General features: G+C 46.9%; 19 protein-coding genes. 1 reads left to right on the top strand and 18 read right to left on the bottom strand.

The features are described 5' to 3' along the window. Window positions 1–289: 289 nt before the first annotated feature. Window positions 290–1,291, top strand: coding sequence for a Na/Pi cotransporter family protein (locus MKX68_RS20245; RefSeq protein ID WP_315937168.1), 1,002 nt, complete (start codon window positions 290–292; stop codon window positions 1,289–1,291). Window positions 1,292–1,347: 56 nt separating this feature from the next. Here the strand turns inward: MKX68_RS20245 and MKX68_RS20240 are convergent, their stop codons facing one another. From MKX68_RS20240 to gpr, 18 genes are all read right to left on the bottom strand, one after another. Further along, window positions 1,348–1,782: an NUDIX hydrolase gene (locus MKX68_RS20240; RefSeq protein ID WP_091028391.1), complete on the bottom strand. Its 435-nt coding sequence runs from the start codon at window positions 1,780–1,782 to the stop codon at window positions 1,348–1,350. Between the two features lie 113 nt (window positions 1,783–1,895). Further along, a complete protein-coding gene (gene mtaB / locus MKX68_RS20235; protein WP_289389895.1) occupies window positions 1,896–3,242 on the bottom strand; it encodes a tRNA (N(6)-L-threonylcarbamoyladenosine(37)-C(2))-methylthiotransferase MtaB in 1,347 nt (448 codons plus the stop codon). 2 nt (window positions 3,243–3,244) lie between these two features. Next, window positions 3,245–4,009 (bottom strand): RsmE family RNA methyltransferase, encoded by a 765-nt coding sequence (locus tag MKX68_RS20230; RefSeq protein WP_340913906.1) that lies wholly within the window; start codon window positions 4,007–4,009, stop codon window positions 3,245–3,247. Window positions 4,010–4,147: 138 nt separating this feature from the next. After that, entirely contained in the window at window positions 4,148–4,828 is a 681-nt protein-coding gene (locus tag MKX68_RS20225) for a site-2 protease family protein (RefSeq protein WP_074095894.1), read from the bottom strand. 3 nt (window positions 4,829–4,831) lie between these two features. After that, on the bottom strand, window positions 4,832–5,797 hold the full coding sequence (gene prmA, locus MKX68_RS20220; RefSeq protein ID WP_249912133.1) for a 50S ribosomal protein L11 methyltransferase: 966 nt from the start codon (window positions 5,795–5,797) through the stop codon (window positions 4,832–4,834). A gap of 190 nt (window positions 5,798–5,987) precedes the next feature. Further along, the gene (locus MKX68_RS20215) at window positions 5,988–6,380 is read right to left on the bottom strand and encodes a hypothetical protein (RefSeq protein WP_340913902.1); all 393 of its coding nucleotides are present in this window, start codon (window positions 6,378–6,380) and stop codon (window positions 5,988–5,990) included. Then, a complete protein-coding gene (locus MKX68_RS20210; RefSeq protein WP_017687220.1) occupies window positions 6,373–6,552 on the bottom strand; it encodes a YfhD family protein in 180 nt (59 codons plus the stop codon). The genes MKX68_RS20215 and MKX68_RS20210 overlap by 8 nt, the downstream gene beginning before the upstream one ends. A gap of 241 nt (window positions 6,553–6,793) precedes the next feature. Beyond that, window positions 6,794–7,162: a hypothetical protein gene (locus tag MKX68_RS20205; RefSeq protein WP_017687219.1), complete on the bottom strand. Its 369-nt coding sequence runs from the start codon at window positions 7,160–7,162 to the stop codon at window positions 6,794–6,796. Window positions 7,163–7,402: 240 nt separating this feature from the next. Beyond that, window positions 7,403–8,527 carry a molecular chaperone DnaJ gene (gene dnaJ / locus MKX68_RS20200; protein ID WP_062835521.1) on the bottom strand — a complete coding sequence of 375 codons (1,125 nt, stop codon included), beginning with the start codon at window positions 8,525–8,527 and terminating at the stop codon, window positions 7,403–7,405. A gap of 129 nt (window positions 8,528–8,656) precedes the next feature. Continuing rightward, window positions 8,657–10,501, bottom strand: a complete 1,845-nt coding sequence (gene dnaK / locus MKX68_RS20195) for a molecular chaperone DnaK (RefSeq protein ID WP_091028373.1) — start codon at window positions 10,499–10,501, stop codon at window positions 8,657–8,659. A 160-nt stretch (window positions 10,502–10,661) separates the two neighbouring features. Continuing rightward, a complete protein-coding gene (grpE, locus tag MKX68_RS20190; protein ID WP_017687216.1) occupies window positions 10,662–11,225 on the bottom strand; it encodes a nucleotide exchange factor GrpE in 564 nt (187 codons plus the stop codon). 44 nt (window positions 11,226–11,269) lie between these two features. Beyond that, window positions 11,270–12,301, bottom strand: a complete 1,032-nt coding sequence (gene hrcA, locus MKX68_RS20185) for a heat-inducible transcriptional repressor HrcA (protein WP_338588007.1) — start codon at window positions 12,299–12,301, stop codon at window positions 11,270–11,272. Window positions 12,302–12,557: 256 nt separating this feature from the next. After that, entirely contained in the window at window positions 12,558–13,028 is a 471-nt protein-coding gene (locus MKX68_RS20180) for an N-acetyltransferase (RefSeq protein WP_017687214.1), read from the bottom strand. Window positions 13,029–13,146: 118 nt separating this feature from the next. Next, the gene (gene hemW / locus MKX68_RS20175) at window positions 13,147–14,331 is read right to left on the bottom strand and encodes a radical SAM family heme chaperone HemW (RefSeq protein WP_036668565.1); all 1,185 of its coding nucleotides are present in this window, start codon (window positions 14,329–14,331) and stop codon (window positions 13,147–13,149) included. Between the two features lie 182 nt (window positions 14,332–14,513). After that, window positions 14,514–16,328, bottom strand: a complete 1,815-nt coding sequence (gene lepA, locus MKX68_RS20170; RefSeq protein ID WP_076211672.1) for a translation elongation factor 4 — start codon at window positions 16,326–16,328, stop codon at window positions 14,514–14,516. 145 nt (window positions 16,329–16,473) lie between these two features. Then, entirely contained in the window at window positions 16,474–16,833 is a 360-nt protein-coding gene (locus MKX68_RS20165; protein ID WP_315937174.1) for a hypothetical protein, read from the bottom strand. A 53-nt stretch (window positions 16,834–16,886) separates the two neighbouring features. After that, window positions 16,887–18,182: a stage II sporulation protein P gene (locus MKX68_RS20160; RefSeq protein WP_340913899.1), complete on the bottom strand. Its 1,296-nt coding sequence runs from the start codon at window positions 18,180–18,182 to the stop codon at window positions 16,887–16,889. 145 nt (window positions 18,183–18,327) lie between these two features. Further along, on the bottom strand, window positions 18,328–19,329 hold the full coding sequence (gene gpr, locus MKX68_RS20155) for a GPR endopeptidase (protein WP_036615103.1): 1,002 nt from the start codon (window positions 19,327–19,329) through the stop codon (window positions 18,328–18,330). Window positions 19,330–19,434: the final 105 nt, after the last annotated feature.

Here is a 19,434-nt window from a genome sequence, read left to right as displayed (position 1 = left end):
TTCGATCGCTGTTGTCTCCAGATTTTTTTTAATCCCCTTTCTTAAAGGAAAATCCGGAGACAGCATATGCTCCCGATGTAGCTTTCTTTCAGAAAGCTTTTAGGCGAGCGCTTCGCTTCTTCAGATTCGATTTCGTCCCCTCCACTACGTTTGCACGAATCACCGTATCTTTTGAATTAGGGGCCGATAATGTAGGTCGCTTCCCTCTGAATTCCTTTAGGCTTGTCATGGTTGTCTTTTCTTACTCATAGGATGAGTTAAGGAACCGGACGGAAGGAATGATATTTTTATGTTTAGAGATGTGATATTGCCCCTACTCTATGGGCTTATTATCTTTTTTGGTGGCATGAAGCTGATGGAGACGGCCTTGCAGCGCATGGCAGGGCCCATGTTGGCAGGTTGGCTCAATCGCGCCACCTCTGCTCCATGGAAAGGCATGGCCTTCAGTGCGGGCGCAACGGCCCTGTTACAGAGCAGTACTGCGGTCACCGTACTCACCATTGGACTGGCTAATGCCAGATTAATTACCTATGGACGCACACTCGGCATCATCCTCGGTACCAACATCGGGACATGTCTGACGACGGAGCTGGTGGGATTACAGATCGGACGTGCTTCCCTGCCGCTGCTTGTCCTGTCGCTTACGGGCTGGGCCATGTTTGTTGTCCTTGGTGAACGCAATCTGGCCGCTCCTGAACGCACACGCCGGACTCTGTTTAACATACAGTACAGCTTCCTCGCAGCTGCGGGATTTGCACTTGTTATGACAGGCATTCAGGTGATGCAATCCATTGCTTTACCCTTGCGGAGCATGGGCGTATTTCAATGGTTTCTCGACCGCTCGGCCGACAGCTTGTGGTGGGGCTTCCTGGCAGGTGCCTGTCTGACAGCGCTCATTCACAGCAGCGCTGCTGTCATTAGCATGGCGATTACGCTCGCAGCCACAGGGGTATTACCTGTGGAGATCGGCATCGCCATTGTGATCGGGTCCAATGTGGGGACCTGCATCACCGCTGTGATCGCTGCCGCGGGCGGAGCATCCGCAGGCAAATTTGTCGCAGCCTCCCATGTTGTATTAAACATTGCGGGAGCGCTGCTGTTTATGCCGCTGATCGGCCAGCTGCATGCAGCTTCGGCCTGGCTGTCAGCGGACAACGGGGCACAGATTGCGCATGCCCAGACCCTTTTTAACATCACTAGCTCACTGCTTGCTTTACCGTTCTGTTACTTGCCAATCTGGCACAAAAAACCACCGGTCCACGCCCCAGCGGCGAAGTCACCCGTGGCTTGATGATCTGCCTATCAGACCCACAGAACACGCGGTTAACTGACCAGGACTATAATGCGTTATACGTTAATGCCTAACTTGTTCAGGGCTACACGCAAGATATCATCGTTATTATCATATCCGCTCTGCTGCTGTAAGGACCATGCTTCTTCCGGAGCATACCAATCCACACCCTTAATTTCTTCAATCTGAGGCTGTAGATCACCACTCTCGGCTTCAACGAGATAATAATGAACTTCCTTGTCCACCGGGCCAAAATCTGCATGTTGGTACGTATAAGCAATGATATCAACCGGCTCTACAATGCGACCCACCATACCTGTCTCTTCCAAAATCTCGCGCAGTGCCGTCTGTTCGATTGTTTCTCCCTCTTCCATTTTGCCCTTGGCGAGAGTTGTTTTACCATAACGATCTACGATAAGCTGAATTTGAAGACGTCCGTCTTCCCCTGTTCTATAAACAACTCCGCCTGCTGAAATTTCTTTTTTGTTCATCGTGCTCTCCCCCATCAACTTCGATATCTTTATCTTATTTTTTGCAAAAGAAGGACCTCATCTCCCCGGGTAAGCTCCCCAAGGAAATGAAATCCTTGTTTCTGACGCCTCGATCACATCGCGGCGGACTTAAGATTCTCTTCCAACACACGTACCAGCGTAGCCTGACTCTCGTTGACGCCAGCTTCAACCACTTTGACCCGGCACACTTTACCGACCATATCCATGGTTCCGTCAAAGACCAGTTGAATGTAGTTGTCGCTATAACCGTGCAGCTTGCCACTTCCCTCGCGGCCCTTGGCTTCACCTTCGGGAATAACATCCAGTACCTGTCCAACAAACTGCTTAGCGTACTCCAGCTGCATCTGCTCGGACAAATCAATCAGTTCATGCACACGTGCATTTTTGACTTCTTCGTCCACCTGATCTTCCATCCGTGCTGCTGGTGTACCCGTACGCTTGGAATAAGGGAATACGTGCATTTCGGAAAAACCGATCTTACGCATCAACTCATAGCCATTACGGTACATCTCATCCGTCTCACCTGGAAATCCAACAATGATGTCTGTTGTAATCGCTACATCCGGCATTGCTTCCCGAATGCGAAGCATTTTGTTGTAAAACTCTTCTGTCGTATACTTACGGCGCATACGTTTCAACACCGTATCATCACCCGCTTGCAGCGGAATATGGAAGTGACGAACAAGTTTGTCCGAACGTTTGATCACGTCGAGCATGCGGTCATCGATCTGACTGGCTTCAATCGAGCTGATTCGAATACGCTCCAAACCTTCTACCTTATCCAAATCCCACAGCAGGTCGGTCAGATCATAGTTTTCCATGTCATCGCCATACCCACCTGTATGAATACCGGTCAGAACAATCTCCTTGTATCCGGCGTGTACGAGTTGATGAGCCTGTTGAATAATGCTGTTCGCCTCACGGCTGCGCGAGAGACCACGAGACCATGGAATAATGCAGAATGTACAGAAGTTATTGCATCCATCCTGGATTTTCAGAAATGCGCGGGTACGGTCAGCAAAATCCGGTACGTCCATTTCTTCAAACACACGGGTTTTCATAATATTACGCACCGCATTAACCGGTTGACGCGACTCCTGAATTTCATTAACATATGGCAAAATCTTGTCACGGTCTTGTGTACCGATAACCAGATCCACCCCTGGGATGTCCAGAATCTCTGCCGGAGAAGTCTGCGCGTAGCAGCCTGTAACGGCCACAATCGCCTCCGGGTTGCGCCGAATGGCACGACGAATAATTTGACGGCTCTTTTTGTCGCCGGTATTGGTTACTGTACAAGTATTAATCAAGTATACATCCGCTGTCTGTTCATCAAAGTCCACTTGATCGTAACCTTCGTTTTTGAACAATTGCCAAATCGCCTCTGTATCATAGAAATTAACTTTGCAGCCTAAGGTGTAAAACGCCACGGATGGCATAATTACATTCCTCCCATTTCTCCGGATTCATATAGCACGCAAGTTAGTGCTGCCATTCCAGCTGTCTCAGCACGCAAAATGCGTTTGCCCAGTCCAACAGATACAGCACCTGCCTCATCAGCCTCTGCCGTCTCCTTCTCAGAAAATCCACCTTCCGGTCCAACCACGATCAAAACTTCTACACTTGCATCAGGTGCAAGCTGCTCTACAAACGGTTTCAGTGCATCTCTCAGCTGTTTACCGTTTTCTTTCTCATAACAATAACATACCAGGCTATAGCCCTCAAAAGAAGATAACAGCCCTTTCCAGGAAAGCGGCTGCTCGACAGATGGAATACGATTCCGGTGACTCTGTTCGGCAGCTTCCTTGGCGATTTTCCGCCACCGCTCTAACCGTTTGCCTTCTTTCTTGGCATCATATTGCACAATCGTACGTTCTGACAGGAAGGGTACAAATGATACCGCCCCAATCTCAGTACATCTCTGGATGACTGTTTCCATCTTGTCGCCTTTGGGCAAACTCTGTGCCACGGTTACACGAATCCGTGCTTCATGGTCCATCTCGAGAGGTTCGACAATATTGGCTGTCACTTGGCCAACTTCAATAGTCTCAATTTCCACGAGTGCTTCTCTGGAGTTTCCGTCACTGACAATCAGTTTATCTCCAGGTTTACCACGCATGACCTTGCCGATATGGCGTGCATCATCACCTGTGATGATCACAGCGTGTTCATTAAACTGTTCTGCAGATACAAAATATCGCTGCATTAGTCAATCCACCCATTCTGTCCTGTTATGACTGAAATTCACCCCGCCTAATGACAGGCGTGAATCCAATCGCCACAGATGATCATACAACTTTTACGTGTTTCTGACCAGTATATCAGCCCAAAACACGATACGCTTTTAGCGATATAATTCAATAACCAGCTTTGCCAGATCCACATACATCGTTTGCGCAAACTCATACAAAGGTTGAATCGTCACATTTTGCAACGGAGGTATAACAAGAATCAATAAGAAGATAAAAATGGACCATTGCTCCACCCCTTGCAGCTTGCGGCTGATTGAAGGTGGCACTACATCTTCCAGAATCCGATAACCATCCAGTGGGGGCAACGGAATCAAGTTAAACAGGAACAGGAAAAAGTTGGTTAAGTTAAAGATAGCGAAAAACGTTGTGATTGCTGTCAGCAACCGCTCATTATCAATGCCGCCGAGTGCTCCCGAACCAACCAGTGAAGCATAGATGATTGTACCAATGATCGCGAGCAACAGATTGCTCAGAGGCCCTGCTGCGGATACGATGATGCCCATCAATCTAGGCTTGTCGAAGTTAGCCCGATTAACCGGAACTGGACGTGCCCAACCAAAGCCGGCAATAATGAGCAACAGCACACCAAATAAGTCAAAGTGTACAACCGGATTCAGTGTGACCCGACCCAACAGCTTGGCTGTTGGATCACCGAATTTGTTGGCAAAATACGCATGCGAGAATTCATGCACCGTAAATGCGATCAGGATAGTCAGCAGGAAAAACGGAAGCTGATCGATCGGATAACGAAAGAACGAATTCCAAAAGTCCATGGGTTACCCCTTTCTGGCTACAAACGCCAGCCAATCCTCATCACGATGGATCGCACTCACTTCAAACCCGGAGGCTACCAGTGCATCATGTACAACCTGCTCTTTGTTCTTCCAAATTCCGGATACAATATAGGTCCCGCCAGACTCAAGCGCATTATAGACATCGTCTACGAACAACAAAATGATCTCAGCCAGAATGTTCGCCACGACAACCTTAACTGGCAGTTGCACACCAAGCGCAGGGTCCTGACTCCCGAGGACGGACAACAGATCACTCTCTTTAACCGTAATTTGTTGCTCCAACCCGTTCAGTTCCACATTCTCCCTGGCACTGATTACCGCAACCGGATCAAGATCAAGCGCCAGTACATGTTTTGCGCCAAGTTTTATCGCTCCTATAGCCAAAATCCCAGAACCTGTACCTACGTCAATAACTTCCTCGCCGCCCTGAACAACCGTTTCCAGTGTACGCAAGCAGAGGGAGGTCGTTGGATGTGTTCCTGTACCAAAAGCCATGCCTGGGTCAAGCTCAATAATTTTCTCATCCGGACTTTCTGGCGTATACTCTTCCCACGTTGGTTTAATCGTCAGACGTTCCGATACACGTACCGGCTTGAAATATTGTTTCCAGGCTGTTGCCCAGTCATTTTCATCCACTGTACGCGTCTCATAACGAACCTCACCTGTATCAATTCCGAATTCGGAGAGTTCCTCGATTCTCGGATTAACTTCTGACTGTAGTGCATCCATGTCCGTACCTTCGGAGAAGTACCCTTTGATTACCGCAAAGCCTTCCGGAATATCATTCAAAGGAACGTCGTATAACTCACCATATGTCGTGTCCCGTTTTTTATTTAAAGTACCGGACTCTTCAATTGAAACCCCTCCAGCACCCGCTTCATGTAAAAAATTCGAAATCATCTCCACAGCTTCTTCTGTGGTATGTATTGTTAGTTCATGCCATAACATACTTGGTTTTTCCTCCTCATTTTTCAAACATCCCAACTATTGTACTACACAAGCTAGCCGGAGCACAAAGCCGCACCAGTAAAAGAAAAACAAAACAGGATATCCGCAGCCTGACTGCTCGAATATCCTGTCATCTATTCATACATATCTGTTTCATTTACTTCAGCATTTTGCATAATTCGAATCTCACTTAGCAAAAACGCCCACCATTCTGCGTGATCATCTCAGCGGCTTGCGGGAGCGAATCGTTGGATACGGACACGGTCAGCAAAATTTCTTGTTTTAGCCTGTTTGCCGAATCCTCTTCGGGTGTATCATACACCTGACCATTGGACAGCATTTCCGTTTCATCACTAATCAGGGCAAGTACATTCAGTTCTCCACTAAATCCTCCAACGACGGCTGTAGGGGAATTATCAGAGCCTGTAACATCGTGAGAGTCCAATGCAGACGCTTCATTGCCAAGGCTCTCGATACTCAATTGGTTTGGGTGCAACAATTCCAGGGCTCTGCGTGCAGACTCGGCCTCAGTCCAGCTTGTAAAAACAGCTTCGAGGGTCACTGCCGAGCGATCTTCAGTCATGAAGCTCCCGTCCCTGACGTCGATCAGCCGCTTCACTGCGGCGTAGTGCTTCGATATCTTCATGATCCGCAGCTTCAGCGCTGAATTCCACGTCCTCATTTTTTGCGGATTGCATACGTTTCATCTTTTCCGTTTTCGTTAAAATCTTGCCTGGACGTTCATGTTCTGCCATTGTAATGCTCCTCCTTCAAATTGTATAAGTTCAACTAAATCGTATTTACACTGACACTCCGATGACAGAACAACCTTCCGATCGCTGTTATCCCCAGATTTTTTATATTCCCTTCTTAAAGGGAGAAATCCGGGGATAAATGCGAACGCCTCGCTTCTTCAGGTTTTTTCTGTCCTCTCCGTTATTGTGTAAATGTTTAGATTGAATCTTATATTGTTGGTCTTATATCGATTTCTTGAAACTAGATCATTCCACCGGCTTGTTCGATAATAGACATAGCACGGTGATGTACCGATTCATCTACGATGACCGTTAGTAATACATCCCTTCCTGTAGGTCCACCCTGTCCACCATCACTCATGCCGCTTGCAGAAGGGTCCGCCGCAGCCATGATTCCAGCACTGGCATTCGTTTGCATCGAATCGGGCACCCATGATGAAAAACTACCGGAAACGCCCGGCTTGTAGGAAGCCCCGCTTGGTCCTACACCCGCATATCGGCTGAATCGATTAATTGACAGGTCCTCCACTCGCAATGCCTCCAGTTTTTTGGCTGCCCCTTGAGCCTGTTCCGGGCTGTGAAAGTACGCCAAAATATTTTTCTCGGTCATCCGCTTCACCTGCTTCCCTAATTTCTCGCATATCAGCTATGCATATCATTCTCGCCATGCTATCTTTCCGCAAGTTCGCTCAGAATATACCGGAATGCTCCCACAAATTGCTGTCGTTCTTCGTAGCATAAATCCATGGATTTCACAAAAACCACTGAACCACAAAAAAAGGCGCACAAAAAAGGACACCCCGCGGTAAAAACCGCTATGGTGTCCTGTTGGGCTTGCTTTATTTTATTCTTAGTCGCCGCGGAAGGCGCGTTTCACTCTATCAAAGAAAGATTGTTCATGCTCATGTGTTTGCTCTCCATCCAGCGCAGCAATTTGGCGAAGCAGATCCTTCTGCTCGTCATTCAGCTTACTAGGTGTAACCACAACCACTTTCACATGTTGATCCCCTTGCCCCATACCGCGTAAGCGTGGTACACCTTTGCCTTTGAGGCGGAAATACGTTCCCGTTTGTGTACCAGCTGGTACTTTCAACTTCACTTTTTCAGTCAACGTTGGGATTTCAACTTCATCTCCCAGAGCTGCCTGTGCAAAGGTAAGTGGGATTTCGCAATAAATATCGTCACCTTCACGCTCGAAGAAATCATGTGATTTCACGCGAATGACAATATACAGATCTCCCGCTGGTCCGCCACGCAGGCCTCCCTCGCCCTCACCTGTCATACGCAGTTGCGCGCCATCATCTACACCCGCTGGAATGCGGACATGGATTTTGCGTTGCTTGCGGACTTTACCGCTACCACTGCACGTTGTACATTTTTCTTTGATAATTTGGCCCGAACCACTACAGTTCGAACATGCACGGCGATTAACCATACGACCAAACGGGGTATTTTGCACGACTTCCTGCTGACCGCTACCTTGGCAGACCGAGCAGGTTTCCGGTTTCGTTCCAGGTTTGGCACCTGAGCCATGACAGGTATCACAGCCTTCGGTACGCGGAATCGTAATATCGGTTTCTTTACCAAATACAGCTTCCTTGAACTCAATCGTCATCGTATACTGCAGGTCATTCCCCCGTTGCGGAGCATTTGGATCACGTCGTCCACCGCCACCGCCGCCAAAGAACATGTCGAAGATGTCGCCAAATCCGCCGCCGCCAAAATCACCGCCACCACCGAATCCACCTTGATTCGGATCGACATGACCATATTGATCATATTGTGCACGCTTCTGACCGTCACTCACTACGTCGTAAGCTTCTTTAACTTCTTTAAATTTAGCTTCCGCATCAGCAGCCTTGTTTACGTCAGGGTGATACTGACGGGCAAGCTTACGGTAAGCCTTTTTAATCTCATCGTCGTTAGCCGTTTTACTAACGCCAAGCACCTCATAATAATCACGCTTTTCAGCCACTCTTCCACCCCCATATCATTCACCATATCGCACATCGTGACAAAAGGAAAGCCAAAGCGCGGGAGCCCCGGCTATGACTTTCCCTCTAATTCGAACGTCACCGATGTTTAATTCGCGTAGAACTACGAATTAGTTTTGTTTTTTATCTTCATCCACAACTTCGTAATCAGCGTCTACGACGTTGTCACGTTTAGCAGAACCTTGTTGCTCTTCAGCACCTTGCGCTTCTTGCTCTTGCGCCTGAGCTTGCTCATACAGTTTCACGGACAGTTGTTGAACGATCTCTGTCAGTTCTTCTGTAGCAGCTTTGATATCTTCCAGGTTGTCGGAAGCCAGCACGCCTTGCAGTTTTTCTTTGGCAGCATTTGCTTTTTCAACTTCGCCAGCATCTGCTTTTTCGCCAAGATCTTTGATCGTTTTGTCAACAGAGTAGATCAATTGATCTGCACTGTTTTTCGCTTCAACGAGTTCTCTGCGTTTTTTATCTTCTTCAGCGTGCAACTCAGCATCTTTCATCATTTGCTCAACTTCTGCATCGCTCAAACCGCTGGAAGAAGTGATTGTGATTTTTTGAGTTTTGTTAGTACCTTTATCTGTTGCAGATACGTTAACGATACCGTTGGCATCAATATCGAAGCTAACTTCGATCTGCGGAACGCCACGTGGAGCTGGTGGAATATCACCCAACATGAAACGTCCAAGCGATTTGTTACCCGCTGCCATCTCACGCTCACCTTGCAGAACATGAATCTCAACGCTTGGTTGATTGTCTGCATATGTGGAGAATACTTGAGATTTGCTTGTAGGGATCGTTGTGTTACGCTCGATCATTTTGGTGAATACGCCACCTGCTGTTTCGATACCCAGGGACAGTGGAGTTACGTCAAGCAATACAACGTCTTTCACGTCACCTGTCAGTACTCCCGCTTGTACAGCAGCACCCAAAGCTACAACTTCATCCGGGTTAACGCCTTTGTGAGGCTCTTTACCCGTCAGTTTTTTGATTGCTTCTTGAACTGCAGGAATACGTGTGGAACCACCAACCAATACGATCTTGTCGATATCGTTAGCTGTCATACCCGCATCGCTCAATGCACGACGAGTTGGTTCAAGCGTACGCTCAACCAGACCTGCAGAGATTTCTTCAAATTTCGCACGGCTCAGGTTCAACTCCAAATGCTGAGGAACGCCATCAGCAACCGTGATGAAAGGCAAGGAGATCGTTGTAGTCAATACGCCGGAAAGTTCTTTTTTCGCTTTTTCCGCTGCATCTTTCAAACGTTGAACCGCTGCTTTATCTTTACTCAAGTCAATGCCTTGATCTTTTTTGAATTCACTTACGAGGTAATCAATGATTACTTGGTCAAAGTCATCCCCACCCAGTTGGTTGTCCCCGCTAGTTGCTTTAACTTCGAAGAAGCCGTCACCCAGTTCAAGAATGGATACGTCGAACGTACCGCCACCCAGGTCATATACGAGAATCGTTTGGTCTTCGGATTTCTCCATACCGTATGCCAAAGCTGCTGCTGTAGGCTCGTTGACGATACGCAGAACTTCCAAACCTGCAATTTTACCCGCATCTTTAGTCGCTTGACGCTGACTGTCATTGAAGTAAGCTGGTACAGTGATAACTGCTTGAGTTACCGTTTGACCCAGATAAGCTTCAGCATCAGTTTTCAATTTTTGCAGGATGATTGCAGAGATCTCTTGTGCAGAGTAGTCTTTGCCATCAATTGTTTCCTTGTGGGAAGTACCCATGTGACGTTTGATCGACATGATGGTACGATCCGGATTGGTGATCGCTTGACGTTTTGCAGTTTCACCAACAACACGCTCTCCATCTTTTTTGAAACCAACTACGGATGGAGTTGTACGTGCGCCCTCCGGATTTGGAATTACGACAGCCTCGCCGCCTTCCATTACTGCTACGCATGAGTTTGTTGTTCCTAAGTCAATACCAATTACTTTGCTCATCCGAAAATTTCCTCCTCAACAATTTAAAATGAATGGGTCTGATCTGACCCTTATTTAGATGTTCATGTTGCTAATCGTGCTCTATGTGTACAAACCTTTATATTAAACTTCGCCCACATTGTTCAACCACGGAGCCAACTCATTCCTTCCTATAAGGAAATTATGAGCTGACTTTTACCATAGCTGGACGAAGCACTTTATCTTTCAGCATGTAGCCTTTTTGGACTTCCTCAACAACGATACCTTCTTCGTATTCGTCGCTTTCCACTTGCATAATTGCTTGGTGGAATTCAGGATTGAACGGTTGTCCTACCGATTCCATAGCCGTCAGACCTTCATTATTCATCACGGTTTCCAATTGACGGAAAATCATTTGGATGCCTTTTGAGAAAGATTCGACCTCTGCTCCTTCCGGTACAGTAGCCATGGCGCGCTCGAAGTTATCAATAACCGGTACCAGTTCGGTGACCAGCTTCATCGAAGCATATTTAGCCAATTCTTCTTTTTCCTTCTGCGTACGACGACGGAAGTTATCAAAATCAGCCTGTGCACGGACATAACGCTGCTGTTGCTCCTCAGCTTCTGCCTTCAGACGTGCAAGCTCATCCTGCTCCTGACCAGCCATCTCTTCAGCTTGTGCTTCTGCAGCGCCAGCTTCATTAATAGGCTCCTGCTCAGCTGCTGTTACCTCTTGTTCTTCTGTAAATGATTGCTCCTCTTTCAAGATGTTCACCTCCTTATACGAATGAAATGGTTCATTCCCGAATCTTATTTGAAACGATGGGTCAGCATCGTCGTCAAGTCACGGGATAGTGTATTTAGAATATGAATGACACGTGCATAATCCATCCGCGTGGGTCCTAAAATACCGATCGAACCCAATGCCTCACCGTCCAATGAATAGGAGGCTGTAATCAGGCTGCAGTTGGCAAAGGCTTCATGATCATTTTCAGTGCCGATTCGCACTTGAATACCAGATCCACCCGGCACGGGCATCATCAATTTCATGAGTGTTGGTGTCTCTTCCAGCAGGTCAAGAATATCTTTTACCTTTTCGATATCTTTAAACTCCGGTTGAGTCAACATGTTGGTGGCACCACTGAGGAACAGACGATTATCATGTTCGTTATCAAAGGCACTGTTCAGCACCTGCATAACTTCCTCATAACGTGTAATATGCCGTTCCATCTCTTGCCCAAGTTCGGTATAAAGACGGGATTTCAATTTGTAGATTGGTACGCCCACAAGTTTGGTATTTAACAAACGAACCACATTTTCCATCTCGGCTACCGAGATTTCTGGTGGAATCTGGACCGTCTTGTTCTCCACCTGACCTGTATTGGTCACAATGATTGCCACAGCTTCACTTTCATTCAACGGAAGCAATTGGAAGTGACGTAGGGACGTATGGAATACTTCCGGTCCAAGCAGGATCGAAGTATAATTCGTCATATGTGACAAAATATTGGATGCATGCTGAATAACTTGCTCCATGACGTTCAACTTTTCAGCGAAGAACGACTTCAGATCATCCAACTCCTGAGGCTCCACCTGATTCCAGGGAACCAAATGATCGACATAATATCGATAGCCTTTATGGGATGGAATGCGTCCAGCCGATGTATGCGGCTGTTCCAGAAAGCCCATATCTTCGAGGTCCGCCATTTCATTACGGATCGTCGCCGGACTGTATCCAACATCTCCCCTTTTGGAAATGCTCCGGGACCCTACGGGCTCAGCTGAACGGATATAGTCATCCACTATAGCGTTCAGAATCATTCGTTGACGCTCTGTTAACATGGTGAGTATTCCCTCCTTCTGACTGTACTGTCCCATGTCGTTAGCACTCCAGTTAGATGAGTGCTAAGCGGTAATACAAAAATACCAAACTGACGTGAACATTGTCAAGTGAGTTTGATGAGTGGGCTCATCTATTTATAGTATAGACCAATGTCAACGAGTCCTAACAACTTTATTGTACATACTTTAAAGTAAAAAAAGGACTGCATGTAGGGCAGAGGCTGACTCGGCTCGATCCATGCAGTCCATTCAGTTATTAGGCTGAAACATTAAGCTCTTTTAATACCGCGATCTCATCACAACAATCCTGCTTGCTGCAATGAACACAGTCGGTCCATACTTTCTCGGGGAAAATCTCCTTTTCCACCACGGCAAAGCCGTTTTTGAGGAAAAAGGACACTTCATATGTCAACGCCATAACCTTAGGAATCTGTTGTTTCTCCGCTTCTTCTACCAGTCGGTCCAGCAATCGGGAGCCAATACCGAGCCCTTTGTGCCCTTCCGAGATACCGAGTGATCTGACTTCTACCAGATCATTCCCCAGACGACAAAGCGATCCGCAACCCACCACTTCACCATCAACTTCGGCTACAACAAAGTGCTCCAGCTGTCGGTGCAGTATTTCCCGTGATCGCGGAAGCATGATCCCACGCTCTGCATAGCCCTTAATCATTTCATACAGTGGTTCAACATCTTCCGGCACGGCTTTTCTGCATATTACCGACATCCTGCTCTCCTCCTATTACCAAGCTTTCCAGAGGAAAGCTGACTTCGTAGTTGTTAAATTAACACGCTCTGTAAAATCAATATGAATAAATATACAACAGAGCGTATAGAATTTCAAGCTATGAATTCAGCGATATGGACCCGATAAACTCCGCAAAAACGTCATTTCCGAACAGGATACCCTGCTCGCTCAGTCGGAAGCCGTCTGCCGTCCGCTCAAGCAGCCCTGCGTTCAACATTTTGCCCAAAGGCTTTGCAAACACTTCTTCCATGGACTCTCCGAACTGTTCGCTAAAACGTGAGGCCGAAGCCCCCTCCAACATTCTCAGTCCAACCATCAGATAATCTTCCATGGCCTCCGGGCGAGCAATCTCAAAATGATCCAGACGAGGCAGTCCTGCACGCGAAGCTTCAACATAAGGATTTATACCTTTAATATTCATATGCCGTTCGCGGCCTACATATCCATGCGCACCTGCACCCAGACCATAGTAGTCCTCATTACGCCAGTAGGTAATATTGTGACGACTCTCAAAGCCCGGCTTGGCAAAGTTACTGATCTCGTATTGTCCATAACCTGCTTCTTTCATACGTCTCATTAATAGAAGATACATCTCCAGCTCGTCATCTTCATGAGGAAGTGGCAACTGGTTCTTCTGATACAGTGTATGGAAAAGTGTATTCTCTTCCACTTTCAGGCTGTAGATGGAGTAATGCGGCAGATCAAGCTCCAGCGCTTTGTCGATACTCTCATTTAACATCTCTACGGTCTGGTTTGGCAACCCAAACATCAGGTCAATGGACAGGTTATTCAAGCCTGCTTTACGAGCATTCTCCAAACTGCGATATACATCATCCGTATTATGAATACGGCCAATGCCTGTCAGCAGATCATTCTGAAACGCCTGCACGCCAAAGCTGACACGGTTGACCCCGCCTTCTTTCATCGCAGCGAGTTTCTCCGCATCCGTGGTTCCCGGGTTGGCTTCCATCGAAAATTCAATATCGTCCGCCCAATTTGGGAAATACGTCTTCACAGAACGAAGAAATACTGCCATCTCATCCGGTTTCAGAGCTGTTGGCGTACCCCCACCTACAAATATCGTCTTGATCTCACCCGGTGGATTGGCCTTAACTGTATGTTCCATCTCCCGTTCCAGCGCTTCGAGATATTGCATCACGGGCTGATCTTTCAGAACGTAAGAGTTAAAGTCGCAATAAAAACATTTATTCGTGCAAAAGGGAATGTGAAGATACACCGCTTGGGGCGCACCTGTCTTCCGGCTGTGTGCTGCCAATGTCATGGCAAGTCCCCCTCTATTTGAAAAAAGGAAAGCCATCCGGCTTCCCTTTCAGCTTAGTTATTTAATATTCTGTGTTGTACCAATTCAATTTCGATACACACACTCTGTGATGTACCCGAAATTGAATTCTCCTAATCTAGTTTGAATACTCACATTCTGTGACGTATTTCAAATTAGATTATTTAATCATCAATTTTCAGTACCGCCATGAATGCCTCTTGTGGCACCTCAACGTTACCAACTTGCTTCATCCGCTTCTTACCTTCCTTCTGCTTCTCAAGCAGTTTCCGTTTCCGCGAGATGTCACCACCATAACACTTGGCAAGTACGTTTTTACGCATTGCTTTTACCGTCTCACGAGCAACAACCTTGGTACCTACAGATGCCTGAATTGGCACCTCGAACATTTGCCGTGGAATCAGCTCGCGCAGTTTCTCACAGACAATGCGTCCGCGGTTATAGGCACGGTCACGGTGAACGATGAAGGACAGAGCATCCACCTGTTCGCCATTGAGTACAATATCCATTTTCGCCAGATTGGACTGACGGTAACCGGACAACTCATAATCCAGGGATGCATATCCTTTGGTACCGGATTTCAACTGGTCGAAGAAGTCATATACAATCTCGGACAACGGAATCTCATAGGTAATGGTAACCCGGGTTGTGTCCAAATATTCCATATTTACATATTCACCGCGTTTATTCTGACACAGCTCCATAATGGTACCTACATAATCATTCGGTACGATAATATCTGCCTTGACGTATGGTTCTTCGACGTAATCAATCCGTCCCACCTCAGGATAGTTGGATGGGTTGTCGATTTTCATCACTTCACCATTCGTTAAGGTGACGTGATAGATTACACTTGGTGCCGTTGTGATCAACGGAATGTTAAACTCCCGCTCGATCCGCTCCTGGATAACGTCCATGTGAAGCAGTCCAAGGAATCCGCAACGGAATCCAAAACCGAGTGCACTGGATGTTTCCGGTTCAAAGCTCAGAGACGCATCGTTCAGCTGCAATTTCTCCAACGCTTCACGCAGATCAACATAGTCCGATGTTTCGATCGGATAGAGACCACAATACACCATTGGGTTAATTTTACGATAACCCGGCAAAGGTTCCGGTGTTGGATTTTTGGCATCTGTCACCGTATCCCCGACTTGTGTATCGCCAACATGCCGGATACCTGCAACGATAAATCCAACATCCCCGACGTTCAGCTCGTCCACGATGGTCATACGAGGTTTGAACGCTCCAACTTCAATGACTTCAAATGATTTACCTGTTGCCATCATTTTGATTTTGGAACCGGATTTGATTTTGCCATCAACAACACGCACATATACAATTACACCTTTGTACGGGTCATAGTGCGAGTCAAAGATCAGCGCTTTCAAAGGCTGGTCAGGATCACCAGTTGGAGCCGGAACACTTTTCACCACTTGCTCCAAAATTTCTTTGATTCCGATTCCTGATTTGGCCGAAGCCAAGACCGCATTACTTGTGTCCAAACCAATAACATCTTCCACTTCCTGCTTCACCCGTTCAGGATCAGCGCTCGGAAGGTCAATTTTGTTGATTACTGGTAAAATTTCAAGGTTGTTATCCAATGCCAGATACACGTTGGCAAGTGTTTGGGCTTCAATTCCCTGAGCCGCATCCACAACCAGCAGAGCACCTTCACATGCAGCAAGACTGCGTGATACTTCATACGTGAAGTCTACGTGTCCCGGTGTATCAATCAGATTCAATAAATACTCTTCACCGTCATCCGCTTTGTAAGTCAAGGCTACTGCTTGTAGCTTGATCGTTATTCCACGTTCGCGTTCAAGGTCCATCTTATCCAGAACCTGTTCCTGCATTTCACGTGACGTGAGCGCACCTGTGTGCTCCAAGATCCGGTCCGCAAGTGTTGATTTGCCGTGATCTATATGTGCAATGATAGAAAAGTTACGAATTTTACGTTGTCTTGCCCGAATGTCAGTCATTCCTTACCCCCAGAAACAGCCTAGTGTCAATCACTTCATTATAACAGTTGAAGCACAGTGCATCAATCCCGTGTTGTCTCAACTTTATAATAAAGTGTGATCATACACTCCTAGAGGTAATATTGTACCTTTAATCCATGGTATTTTATTCAGCAACGCCACTAAAAAGAGATACTACCCATTTGATGCCACTGTGTGAGAGATTTTGCAATAGTCCAGCCGTTTTGTCTGCCAACACATCGACCGGAGCTTTACTCTGATCTGCCCCAAGCACTTGGCTTGGTGACTGAACAGGTACAAACGGTGGTTCTTTGATCTCCTTCTGGACAGGTGCAGTTGGAACAGATTCGGTAACCGATGAAGTTGGCTCAGTTGTCACCACGGTTGACGTGCCTCCTGATGGATTGCCCATATGAAAGTTGCTGCCAGCCAGCTGCATTCCGAACAGAACACCCAGCAACATTAATACAGCCATGGATAACAGTCTTTTACCGAATCTGGACATATGCTTTGCCTCCTGTCACTCTACTATTTTTATCTTCTTTACATATATAATTCCTATCCACCCTGCGACGAGGTTTCCACACTGGCTTTGTCCACCTTCTGATCTTCCCAATACACTTGGGCAATCATGTCTGCTAGAATCTTCGATGTCCGTTGTAACTCAGCTCCTGTGTTGTCTATGCCGCCAATCTCAATCAAAATGCTGTTGGGTGAAAGGGTTTGATTATACTCTCCATTGTTGGCTCCTCCGCCATCCTTGCCCCACACACCACGGGATACCCCAGGATACTTGGCTTCTAGTTTCTTATGAATTTTCGCTGCAAAGGCTTCATTCTGCCGCCAATTTGGATTTTCATGTCCAATAATGAAATACACTTTAGCATAGCCCAAGTCATTAATTGTTGTTGTTGTTTTGCCATGACGCTGTGAATCACGATGAATGTCTATGAGATACGTCAGATCATCATTTTGAGCGAGTGCCGCTTTTACCGTTTGACGGGAGTATTTATAGGAATAGTTCCAGTTGTAGTCCTTAACTTTAGTGGGGTAATCATCCTTGGCGTGTTCTACGCCGATTCCCAGCTTCTCCAGACTGATTGAGAGGTAGGTTCCCACTTGAAACACATTGCCTGTTGATTTGCCTGATGATGGATTATCACTTTTCGTACCTAGCAGTGGATTGTAGCCTTCCCTTGGATGGGAATGATAGATAAGAATTGACTTTTTGCCTGTTGTCGGTGAGCCTGAATTGTCTTTCTCACCATTCTTCGCTGGAGGATCTTCTTTACCTTCTCCATCTCCAGGCTCACTCGACTCAGGTGGATCCGTATTGTCTTGGCCTGGTGGAATATGCAGCTCACTACCGGGTTTTCCTCCACCTGCGGAAGCCGTATCCGTAAGACCGGGACCGGGCTGATAATCCTCGGGAGCCTCTGCTTTTTCGTTACCAGATCCAGGACGGAGCAGAACAGGTTGGTTGGAACCCATGCCCGGCATTTCTCTCGCAATCAGGCTCTTCGGATCTTGAGGATTTACATTCGTTAGTAATTGGAAAACAAATGAGGTGAGGTTTTCACCAGATATGGCAGAGGTCTGTTCTTTCTGGGTGAGATGTGGCATCTCCATACCGAGCATATCAACAAAAAAGCGGCTTGATACGGCACTCGCAAATCCTTTCATGGAAGAAACGGGTGAATTATTCAAGCGTTTCTCTGCCATGCCCCCCAGACCCAATACGACAAAAAATAAGGCAGATATGATCATAAGCAACAACAACGTACGGCCCATGGCCAGCACGTGCAGACATCTTTTTTTCCACTTTCCAATATTCCAGGCCAATATCTTGTTCATTCTGCTGTCTCCTTCCCTGCTGGACAACTCTTATACTTCAACTCTATGAGCCCGCCCAATTTGCTAGAACAGGAAAATGAAAGATTCCAGAAACAAAAAAAGAAAGTCCGATAGATTCGGACCTTCTTCTCAGCAGTTTTAAGTTTTAATGTGTATAAGCGGCTACGTTATCCGGATTCACTGCATCATGGAGTGCGGCGTTAAGTCCTGTAGCAATAACATTGGCAATTCCCTCAATAAACTCATCGATTTCCTTTGGGGTAACAATGAGGTCATGACCTAGTGGCTCCAGTACCTCTTTCACCAGACTCAAGCGATCTTGCTCACCGATGTCGTCCAGCATACCCATGATCTGTTTGGTCTGATCCGTTTCCTGGCGGAAGTGTGAGCGCATCATCTCAATCACATTGTTCACAATGGTGGACGCATAACATACGGTTGGTACTCCGATGGCGATGCAAGGCACACCTAATATCTCACGGGTCAGGCCACGCCGTTTGTTTCCAATACCGGAACCCGGGTGAATACCAATGTCCGCTACCTGAATCGTTGTATTTACACGTTCCAAGGAACGGGAGGCCAGCGCATCAATCGCAATAATCGCATCCGGCTTGGTCCGGTCTACAATCCCCTGTACGATGTCACTGGATTCAATGCCCGTTGTACCTAACACGCCGGGAGCAATCGCGCTGACTTCCCGATACCCTGGCGCAACCTGATCTGGCACCAATTCGAAATACTGACGCGTCACCATCAGATTTTCCACAACAAGTGGACCGAGTGAATCCGGGGTGACATTTAAGTTGCCCAAGCCAACAATCAAAACCTTGGATGTTTTGTTAATTCCGGCCTTAACCATAAAATCTTCCATTTCACGTGTGAACTCGGCAGCAACTCGCTCCTGTAACTCGGTATCACCATTCCGTAGTGAAGGTACTTCCAAGGTGACATAGTGACCTTTCACCCGACCAATAGCCGTGGCTGCTTCTTCAGTCAGGACATCAATACGTGTAATCGTAATGCCCTCTTTTTTCTCTACATCTTCCTGTAGTCCGGGAATCGTCTGTTTCTGTCCACCTTGCGCCATTTCCTTGGAGTCGATCGCCAAATCGGTACGAACTGTATAGTTTTGCAAATCCAGTGTCATTCTGTCCCTGCCTCCCTTACCGCATTTGAGCATATTGTGTGGGAAAAAGGGTTTCTTTATACAGCATGTCGAACATCGTAGGAATATCTGTTGCATTTTACATGC

Origin of the sequence: Paenibacillus sp. FSL M8-0212 (assembly GCF_038004645.1) — a bacterium.
In the GTDB taxonomy this organism is placed as follows: domain Bacteria; phylum Bacillota; class Bacilli; order Paenibacillales; family Paenibacillaceae; genus Paenibacillus.
Note: the sequence above shows the minus strand (reverse complement) of the source record. Positions and strands in the feature narration are given on the sequence as shown.

Coding starts and splice junctions, on each gene's coding strand:
- dnaK (WP_091028373.1), bottom strand. CDS start 10,501: ATGAGCAAAGTAATTGGTATTGACTTAGGAACAACAAACTCATGCGTA.
- MKX68_RS20165 (WP_315937174.1), bottom strand. CDS start 16,833: ATGTCCAGATTCGGTAAAAGACTGTTATCCATGGCTGTATTAATGTTG.
- lepA (WP_076211672.1), bottom strand. CDS start 16,328: ATGACTGACATTCGGGCAAGACAACGTAAAATTCGTAACTTTTCTATC.
- MKX68_RS20225 (WP_074095894.1), bottom strand. CDS start 4,828: ATGGACTTTTGGAATTCGTTCTTTCGTTATCCGATCGATCAGCTTCCG.
- MKX68_RS20240 (WP_091028391.1), bottom strand. CDS start 1,782: ATGAACAAAAAAGAAATTTCAGCAGGCGGAGTTGTTTATAGAACAGGG.
- MKX68_RS20160 (WP_340913899.1), bottom strand. CDS start 18,182: ATGAACAAGATATTGGCCTGGAATATTGGAAAGTGGAAAAAAAGATGT.
- hemW (WP_036668565.1), bottom strand. CDS start 14,331: ATGACATTGGCAGCACACAGCCGGAAGACAGGTGCGCCCCAAGCGGTG.
- mtaB (WP_289389895.1), bottom strand. CDS start 3,242: ATGCCATCCGTGGCGTTTTACACCTTAGGCTGCAAAGTTAATTTCTAT.
- prmA (WP_249912133.1), bottom strand. CDS start 5,797: ATGTTATGGCATGAACTAACAATACATACCACAGAAGAAGCTGTGGAG.
- gpr (WP_036615103.1), bottom strand. CDS start 19,329: ATGACACTGGATTTGCAAAACTATACAGTTCGTACCGATTTGGCGATC.
- MKX68_RS20180 (WP_017687214.1), bottom strand. CDS start 13,028: ATGTCGGTAATATGCAGAAAAGCCGTGCCGGAAGATGTTGAACCACTG.
- MKX68_RS20215 (WP_340913902.1), bottom strand. CDS start 6,380: ATGACTGAAGATCGCTCGGCAGTGACCCTCGAAGCTGTTTTTACAAGC.
- hrcA (WP_338588007.1), bottom strand. CDS start 12,301: ATGTTAACAGAGCGTCAACGAATGATTCTGAACGCTATAGTGGATGAC.
- MKX68_RS20230 (WP_340913906.1), bottom strand. CDS start 4,009: ATGCAGCGATATTTTGTATCTGCAGAACAGTTTAATGAACACGCTGTG.
- MKX68_RS20245 (WP_315937168.1), top strand. CDS start 290: ATGTTTAGAGATGTGATATTGCCCCTACTCTATGGGCTTATTATCTTT.
- MKX68_RS20205 (WP_017687219.1), bottom strand. CDS start 7,162: ATGACCGAGAAAAATATTTTGGCGTACTTTCACAGCCCGGAACAGGCT.
- MKX68_RS20210 (WP_017687220.1), bottom strand. CDS start 6,552: ATGGCAGAACATGAACGTCCAGGCAAGATTTTAACGAAAACGGAAAAG.